This is a genomic window from Sphingobacteriales bacterium (assembly GCA_012517435.1).
Taxonomy (GTDB): Bacteria; Bacteroidota; Bacteroidia; order CAILMK01; family JAAYUY01; genus JAAYUY01.
In genome coordinates, this window is record JAAYUY010000031.1 from 1 (window position 1) to 7,442 (window position 7,442).

A 7,442-nucleotide genomic window follows, 5' to 3' on the forward strand; every position below is an offset into this window, starting at 1 on the left:
ATCATGGCATCCATTGGATTAAGCGGAAATGACGGTATGGTAGCCGCACTCGTAATCGGAGGTGTTGTTTGTACGGCTCTTGCCATGGCTGGCGGATTTATCACTGACCTCAAAATAGGCTACTGGCTGGGAAGTTCCCCCTATAAACAACAATCATGGAAATTCCTCGGTGTCCTGGTAAGTTCTGTAACCGTTGGCGGGGTTATCATTTTGTTAAATAAAACCTATGGCTTTGTTGGAGAAAAAGCATTGGTAGCTCCTCAGGCAAATGCAATGGCAGCTGTTATTGAGCCGCTGATGTCGGGGAAGGCCGCTCCATGGCTTTTATACACATCAGGCGCTTTTATGTCGCTGATACTGACCATGATAGGTGTCCCTGCCCTTGCATTTTCACTTGGAATGTTTATACCACTTGAGTTAAACACTCCTCTTCTGGTAGGGGGTTTGGTAGCATGGTATGTTTCGACCCGTTCAAAGGATGAAAAACTTAATCAGGCACGCAAGGAAAGAGGTACTTTGCTGGCTTCGGGCTTTATCGCAGGAGGCGCTTTAATGGGTGTTGTCAGTGCACTTTTAAAATTTGCAGGACTTAACATCGTCAATGAAGAATGGTTTGAATCAAATGGTGCAGCTATCCTTGGATTTTTCATGTTTCTCCTTTTGGTTGCCTACCTGGTTTACGAATCTTTAAAAGCAAAAAAAGAAAGTATTGAATAAAATAAAATGGTTATGAAAGAAAAACTAATAGAAAGGTTTCTGAAATATGTCAGTATCGATACGCAATCTGATGAAAATTCATCATCAACCCCCAGTACCGCAAAACAATTCGAGCTTGCCCACCTGCTGACTGATGAATTGAATAAAATGGGGTTGAAGGACGTAAGCCTTGATGAAAAATGCTATGTAATGGCTACTTTGCCCGCCAATACGGATAAAAAAATACCAACGATAGGCTTTATTGCCCACCTTGACACCAGTCCGGATATGCCGGGGAAAGATGTCAGGCCTCAGATTATCCAAAATTACAACGGTAAAGCCATATTACTGAACCAGGAAAAAAACCTCTACCTTTCTCCGGAAGACTTTCCTGAACTCCTTAAACTGGAAGGCAAAACTCTCATCACCACTGACGGCAACACATTACTTGGTGCAGACGACAAAGCTGGAGTCGCTGAAATAATGACAGCCATTGAATACCTGACTGAGCATCCGGAAATCAAGCATGGAGAAATAAAAATCGGTTTTACCCCTGACGAAGAAATCGGACGGGGTGTGGATCATTTTGACGTGAAAAAATTTGGTGCTGAATATGCCTACACCATGGACGGAAGCTGGGAAGGTGAAATTGAATTTGAGAACTTTAACGCAGCAGGTGCCAAGGTTTTTATTCAGGGGAAAAATATTCATCCCGGATATGCAAAAAACAAAATGATTAATGCGCTGTTATTAGCCATTGAATTTGAGAATATGCTTCCAAGAGTTGAAAAACCCGAACATACACAGGACTATGAAGGTTTTTATCACCTGATGAAAATAGATGGCAGTGTCGAAAATGCCATGTTACAATACATCATCCGCGACCACGACAAAATAAAATTTGAGAAAAGGAAACAGTATTTTGAAAAAATTACCGGATTTCTTAATGAAAAATATGGAGCAGATACCTTCAGGCTTGAGATGAAAGATCAATACTACAACATGCGTGAAAAGGTCGAACCTGTTTTTCATGTGGTTGAAAAAGCCATAAAAGCTATGGAAATGGCCGGTGTTGAACCGATAGTCAAACCTATCAGAGGGGGAACAGATGGAGCAAGATTAAGCTACATGGGGCTTCCCTGCCCGAATATTTTTGCCGGAGGTGTTAATTTTCATGGCAAATACGAATACGTTTGTGTTGAAACCATGGAAAAAGCCGTCCAGGTAATTCTAAACTTAGTTAAACTTTACGCAGAATAAAATCTACCATTAATATTAATTACCCATGATGAGACAAACATTTATTTCTTTGACAGTTTTGTTTTTTCTGACTTCAGTATTCTTTAGTTGTAAGGATGAACCGGATCCTGTTATTAAAACTACCCTGAAAATCACTGTTAAAAATCAGCAATCACAAGCAATTGACAGTGCCGAAGTATTGCTGTTTGCCAATGGGGAAGACTGGTCTAACAAAAGGAACGCTTTATTTCCTGCAAAATTTACGGATAAAAACGGAGAAGTCAGTTATGTGGACATCGATACAACGGAATATTGGATAAATGTGGAAAAAGGGAATCTGAACAACTGGTTTACCACCACAAAAACCAACGGAGCTATCCCGGCCAATAAAGTTACCGAATTGACAATAATCATTAAGTAATTATTCATCCCCAAAGGAAATTCCCAGCCCTTTGGCTGTTTTGACCAAATCTGACTCGGGATTGACATAATTGGGCCTGCTGATGGCATCTCTCAAATCGACTGTAGTAATATTGGGATGCCGGTAGGCTACCATTTTCCCAAACTCCTTGTTCAAGACCATTTCAAAAGCCTTAACGCCAAACTGACTGGCCAAAACCCTGTCGTATGCCAGCGGAACTCCGCCTCTCTGCAAATGACCTAAAACCGTATTCCTGATTTCATGCTCACATCCCAGTGCTTTCAACTCTCTTTCCAGTTTGAAACCAACTCCTCCCAACTTAATGTGATGATAACCGGCTTCGGCTACATGTGTGCCCACTACTTCACCTCCGATAGATTTTGCTCCTTCAGCTATGACCACAATGGCAAAACCCCTGTCTTTCTTAAATCTTTTATTGATTTTTTGAAGAACCACATTCGGATCATAAGGAATTTCAGGAATGAGGCAGATTTCTGCACCTCCTGCAATGGCAGCATGAAGAGCGATCCAGCCGGCATCTCTTCCCATCACTTCCAGAATAAAAACACGGTTATGGCTGGCGGCTGTCGTTACCAGTTTATCAACAGCTTCGGTGGCAATCTGGACAGCGGTCTGAAAACCAAAAGTAAAGTCCGTTGCACTCAGGTCGTTGTCAATAGTTTTTGGAACACCGATAATATTCAGTCCTTTTTCAAAAAGAGCCTGAGAAATACGCTGCGAACCATCACCTCCGATATTAATGACGGCATTAATACCAAGATACTGAATTTTCCTGATCATCTCGTCCGACCGGTCGATGGTAATATATGTCCCGTCATTCTGACGGACAGGCCATGCAAAAGGGCCTCCCCTGTTGGTGGTTTGAATGATAGTTCCACCTATAAAATGAATTCCTGCTGTGTTTTTTTTATCCAGAATCATCACTTCTGTCGGTTCATTCAAGATACCGTTAAATCCTTCAATACTTCCCAGAACTTCCCAGTTCTCTTCCCTGGATGCTCTTCTGACCACAGCTCTGATTACGGCATTTAATCCGGGGCAATCGCCACCGCCTGTTACAAGTAAAACACGGTTCATCTTCAATATTTTTTGCAAAATTACTCATTATTTTCCTGGAACAGGTAAAATATGTTTTAAGAAATTGATTTTTTGAGATGAACTTCAAGCAGGTCAGTTTTCTTTAGTGGAATATTTTTTAAAAAAACAGGAAAACATAAGGAATTCTTCGGTATGTAAAAAAAGGAATCCGGGACCCGAAATTCAAAACCCGTAACCTTAACTCATTACCATTCATCTGTAACTGTATCGGATTATTTACAATGTCAAAATGGTATGATAAAACAAAAGGGTTTCAAGCCATTTAAGCCAGAAACCCTTTCTGATAAGTCGGGGTGAGAAGATTCGAACTTCCGACCCCTTGCACCCCATGCAAGTGCGCTAACCGGGCTGCGCTACACCCCGAACTTTAATTATTCCTGAAAAAGAACTTTTTTATTTCCCCGCAAATATCTGACAGTAAATCAAAATGTGAAAGATTTTTTCAGGTTTTCATTCCCCCGCAAATATTGATGACCTGACCTGAAACATAAGAAGACAGGTCGGAGGCTAAAAACAAACACACATTGGCAACATCTTCAGGATAACCGACACGCCTGAGGGGAATTTTTTCTATCCATCCTTTTTTAATATCTTCCGGTAATTTTGCTGTCATCTCGGTCTCGATAAATCCCGGTGCAACGGCATTGCATCGGATATTCCGGCTTCCGACTTCCTGAGCGATTGATTTGGTGAACCCGATAATGCCAGCCTTGGAGGCAGCATAGTTCGACTGCCCTGCATTTCCACCGACTCCTACTACGGAGCTAACGTTTATGATGGAGCCCTGACGGTTTTTCATCAGTTCCTTCAACACCGATCTGGTAATGTTGTAAACAGATTTCAGATTAACATTTATCACCGCATCCCACTGATCTTCAGTCATTCTCATTAACAGATTGTCGCGGGTAATACCTGCATTGTTGACAACTATATGAATAGTTCCAAAATCATTAATGATCTGATTGATGGTGGCCTCTGATTTCTCAAAGGAACTTGCATCTGAAGGATAGCCAATGGCTTTTACGCCAAAAGCTTTCAGTTCATTTTCGGTGTTGATCATGTTGTCATCCCTGAAAATATCGGTAAATGCAATATTTGCCCCGTTTTCAGCAAATTTCAGGGCTATTGCCTTACCAATTCCCCGGGATGCACCGGTGATGAAAGCAACTTTTCCGTCTAATAATTTCATTTTCTTAAATTTTTAGGTTTATTCAGCCGGGCAAATTTAGATAAAATTCAAATAACTGCATTTATCCCTGCAGACTGCAACTAACTTATGCTATTTGTTTAAAATCAGTACTTTATGAATTTTTCCCTGAAAATTCTGTCTCCCTGAAACAGGGTGATAAAATATAAGCCGGAACGGAGAAATTCAGCAGGAATTTCATTGAACTTTTCAGTCAGAAAACCTTTAACTATTATTTTTCCCGACAAATCAGCTATTTCGTAAGTCATTACATCATTATAGCCATTTAACAATAATACCCGTATTTTATCAGCCACAGGATTAGGATACATCAGTATGCCATACGGAATTAAGCTCCTGATGGCGACATTCGAATCAAAATAAATATTAATGGTATCAGATCCGGTACATCCGTTTTTCGTAACTGTCAGCCATACGGTTTGTTTGCCGACATAAGCTGAGCTGACCAACAGGCTGTCTTCCGTACTGTTGTCTGACCAAAAATAACTGTCAAATTTTTCTTTCGGCTTTAAAACAATCTGATGGTTCACTTTGACAGTGGTATCATTTCCAAGAAACATCCCAGGATTGGGCACCACCTCAAGCTCCATTTCTGTTGAATCGCTGCATCCTTCATCAGATTCTGCCAATAACATGACATGATATATTCCCGGATTATCGTAGTGATGGTAAGGATTCTCAAGATTTGAAACTGTACCATCACCGAGATACCATGTGTAAGCTAAAGTTCCTGTTTCAATTTTACTTAAGTTTGAGAGCAGGAATATATTTTCATCCTTGCATTGCCGCTTATTATTAACTTTAAATTTTGCCACAGGACTTGGATTTACCTTTAAAATCGGTCCTAAAACCGTATCTGAGCAGTTCCCATCAGAAAATGTAATCAGCTGAACCTGATAATTTCCGGGGGAAAGATAACTATGCACACCCACACTATCGAGTAAGTGATCGCCATCGCCAAAACTCCAGAAATTTGATATTATCTTTCCCCTTGACAAAGTCGTGTAAGGATGGAAAATAAATTTATTTCCAACAAAACATTGAACGGTATCGTTTACCTCAAGCCTTGAATCAGGACGGGGATTAGCATATACCATAACCTGATTAAAATTGATATCACCACATTCATTGCTCACCCAGACCGAATACAAACCCGAGGTATCAGTACGGATACTCCTGCTGGTAGAAAGGGTATCTGTCAGATTGTTGTATTTCCAGACATATTTAAAATCCGGAGACTCCTGAACTGCAAGTTCAATTGGTTTTTCATAGCATACATCTATATAAGGCGTTAAGACAGTATCAGGTTTTTGCTTAAGCCTCACGCTGACCGGATAACGTTCTGATTCGCAATACCTTTGTTTTGTGTAATGAATATCGATGACAGCCTGTGTATTGGTCTGGAAACCTGATTTAAAAGGATAATCCAATATCGAAGCATTTGACACCTGTAAATCATCATTTACTTTAACTCCTGAAAAAGAATTGGCTGTGAGCAATACCTCGGATTTGGTCGAAGTTACGTAAAATGAATAATTATTATTGGCTCCAATTTTGAAATTCTTCATTTTGATGTTGGAAAAACTATCAGGGCCATTTGATTGAATTGTTTCTGAACCTAATAAATTCCATTCAGAAGGATTGGTCTCAAATCCTTTATAAAAGCCACTCCTGAAATAAACTGCAACAGGGAAAGAATATCCGGATGGTTTGGAAGACATTACACCAATGCTTTCCATGAATATATCATACTCTTTTGCCTGAATATTGAACATGTAGCCCATTTTACCAATTTTTTTACCCCATACCGGGATGTTGATACTGTCTGGTATGCTGAGAATATTGACAGCCGTTGCATAAAAAATCTTGTTTTCCTTACATTTTATCAGATCATATATGGAATCTTTCTGAAAAGGAAACTCACTTTGCGGAGAATAATACCAGAAATAATTCATCCCATCTCCATGAATTTCAAGCCTTGCATTGTCATTTTCACAAATATTATCATTTTTCACAAAACTCACTTTCGGTTTCCTGATGACCTTAAAATTATCAATTTTTATTGTATTGTTTAAGGTATCTTCATCTTTCATCCATTGCGGAAGCATCAGCCTTACCTGAAGTTCATTCGGACCAATAAACTGAAATGTATCTTTCCCCAGATTAAGAACGGTATCCTGCATATAGCTGAGTGAAATATTAAAAGTATCTTCAGTAATTTTTTTTCTGTTAAAGCTTACAGAAAGTATAAAGGTATCTATATCAACTAAACCCAAATTACTGATTTTTAATCTTATATCATTGAGGCCTTCACAAACGCTGTATTCCTTTTCGATAATATAAGAAACTGAGGCATCTATTTGTCTGGTATTGATATCATCCGCTCCGATTGTTGGCCATAATGGACTTCGGTTTTCTCCGTCAATATCTGTGGTAACCTCTGTAATTGGAGTTGCCAGCTTAAGGTAATCATAATCAGTCAAATGTAAATCTTCATATGATTTAAACCCAGGTTGACCAAAAATCGAATGATTATCAAATTTAGTATCAGCTACCCATTTCTGAAAAGTAGGAACATTGGTGGAAGCATAGGTAGCAAAAGATTTTCCTTCAGTGTAAAAACAATTATAATCTGAAATCCCAAGTGATTTGTATTGAACGGCATAATTCGAAAGCGACAATACATTACCATTATTAAAGTTAGCGAGGATATTGTTCTTCAATTCATTATACTGAGGATTATAATTTTTGGGACAGTTA

At 39.4% G+C, this 7,442-nt stretch carries 6 protein-coding genes and 1 tRNA gene; 3 read left to right on the forward strand and 4 right to left on the reverse strand.

The window, feature by feature from the left end; all coding sequences use genetic code 11:
* The 3 genes from GX437_01965 to GX437_01975 all read left to right on the forward strand — a co-directional run.
* Positions 1-717, forward strand: a 717-nt coding sequence (locus GX437_01965; GenBank protein ID NLJ06415.1) for a peptide transporter, incomplete at its 5' end; no start/stop codon positions are given.
* A 6-nt stretch (positions 718-723) separates the two neighbouring features.
* Positions 724-1,956, forward strand: coding sequence for a peptidase T (gene pepT, locus GX437_01970; GenBank protein NLJ06416.1), 1,233 nt, complete (start codon positions 724-726; stop codon positions 1,954-1,956).
* 25 nt (positions 1,957-1,981) lie between these two features.
* Positions 1,982-2,356: a hypothetical protein gene (locus GX437_01975; GenBank protein ID NLJ06417.1), complete on the forward strand. Its 375-nt coding sequence runs from the start codon at positions 1,982-1,984 to the stop codon at positions 2,354-2,356.
* Here the strand turns inward: GX437_01975 and GX437_01980 are convergent, their stop codons facing one another.
* The 4 genes from GX437_01980 to GX437_01995 form a co-directional block, all read right to left on the reverse strand.
* Entirely contained in the window at positions 2,357-3,454 is a 1,098-nt protein-coding gene (locus GX437_01980) for an ATP-dependent 6-phosphofructokinase (GenBank protein ID NLJ06418.1), read from the reverse strand. It abuts the gene before it with no gap.
* Between the two features lie 309 nt (positions 3,455-3,763).
* A tRNA-Pro gene (locus GX437_01985) sits at positions 3,764-3,838 on the reverse strand.
* Between the two features lie 79 nt (positions 3,839-3,917).
* Positions 3,918-4,664 carry a 3-oxoacyl-[acyl-carrier-protein] reductase gene (fabG, locus tag GX437_01990; protein NLJ06419.1) on the reverse strand — a complete coding sequence of 249 codons (747 nt, stop codon included), beginning with the start codon at positions 4,662-4,664 and terminating at the stop codon, positions 3,918-3,920.
* A 104-nt stretch (positions 4,665-4,768) separates the two neighbouring features.
* The coding region (locus tag GX437_01995; protein NLJ06420.1) for a PKD domain-containing protein at positions 4,769-7,442 on the reverse strand (2,674 nt) is incomplete at its 5' end.